The organism is Chthonomonas sp. (genome assembly GCF_035294165.1).
GTDB lineage: Bacteria > Armatimonadota > Chthonomonadetes > Chthonomonadales > Chthonomonadaceae > Chthonomonas.
Genome location: NZ_DATGLN010000245.1, coordinates 1 through 1,312, shown reverse-complemented (window position 1 = coordinate 1,312; position 1,312 = coordinate 1). Strand labels below are relative to the sequence as shown.

General features: G+C 55.3%; 1 protein-coding gene and 1 pseudogene. Both read left to right on the top strand.

The annotated features are described in order from the left end of the window. On the top strand, positions 1-183 hold a 183-nt coding region (locus VKV29_RS13735), incomplete at its 5' end, for a hypothetical protein (RefSeq protein ID WP_324201885.1). Between the two features lie 926 nt (positions 184-1,109). Continuing rightward, positions 1,110-1,312: pseudogene (locus VKV29_RS13730) on the top strand (hypothetical protein); the annotation flags it as partial.

The window sequence follows — 1,312 nt, the reverse complement described above, 5'->3', positions numbered from 1 at the left end:
CGAGAAGCGGGATACTCCGAAGCCTATCTGCGGAAGCGCCCGCAACGCATCTGGGAGACGATTCGTAACGTGTTTTGGGAACAGCAGGTGAACTCTCAAGAAGTGGCGTGGGCCATCAACGTGTTATTCGATGCCATAGCGCGGCTAGAACCGCTTGAAAGGGCGGAAGATGTCAAGGCATAAAGGCGAGCCTAACTCCTGCCGATATCCTCTTATGCGCGGCCCAAACGGTAGGTGCTGTCGCGCGCATGGTGCCAAGGTGCCCTTTATGGTCCGACGTGACGTCAGTATAGTGGTGTTGCGAATCGCAGGTAGGGAGGGTAGTAACTTGAGAAGACTTTCTGTTGCCATTCTTGTGGTAGCTCTCGCTGCCCCGTCAGTTTGGGGCAAAACTATCAAGCTTTCCGTGCGGGTCGTGGGAATGCAAAACCATGAGACGCGGTACTCATTTGTCGTTCCGGGGTACTCAAATACGAATTGCAACGCTTACGGATATGGCAATTCCGCCTCCGTGGGTTGCTATTCCTCTGGGATGCAATCCTTCGCTGGCGGGTATGAGGTTCGGGGCGCGACTCTTGCTTTGCTCCTGCCGGATTCACGGATAGTTGTGGTGAACTGCGACCAAAAGACGAATTGGACGTCCTGGAAGCCAGTCCTGTACCGAAGCTGCCGAATTCCGCTGAGAAACACCACGATCCAGGCGCTGTTTAACGGTGACAAAGCAAAGCTAATTTGGAGTGTGTCATTGGACGGCAAGAAAAAGGAGAGCGAGACTTACAAAATCCTAGGGATTCTCTCAAAATCTCGCGCGGGGGCGGAGGCTCCCTGACCTCAGGACCCTATAAAAATGTCACTTGAGGAAAGCGGGATGAATTACGATTTGGGCTTTGTGGTAAGAGTCATACTTTCTCACCCAGACTCCGAATTCTGCGGGGAAACAAGGCTGCCCTCCGGAACTCTCTCGTGGGTCGAGATGGTGATATAATCCGCCGCAGTGCTTGCTTCGGCAATTACTGGAGTGAGTGGTGATGTGCCGCATACGCATCCTCCAAGGCGCGCTAGCGGTCCTGGCGGTTTGCACCTGTGGATTTGGAAGCCGGAATCCAGCCGTGCCGAAGGCTCAGAAACCTCTGCTTTCCGCTCAGCAAGTCTTCAAGCGCGTTTCCCCGTCCGTCATGGTGGTGGAATCGCTCAACGCGAGAGGCGCGGTCGTGGCGTTTGGCAGCGGCGTAGTGATTGCGCCCGGCTGTGTCATCACCAACCGGCACGTCATTGAGGATGGCGTGAGCTTCCGCGTGGTGCACAGCGCCAG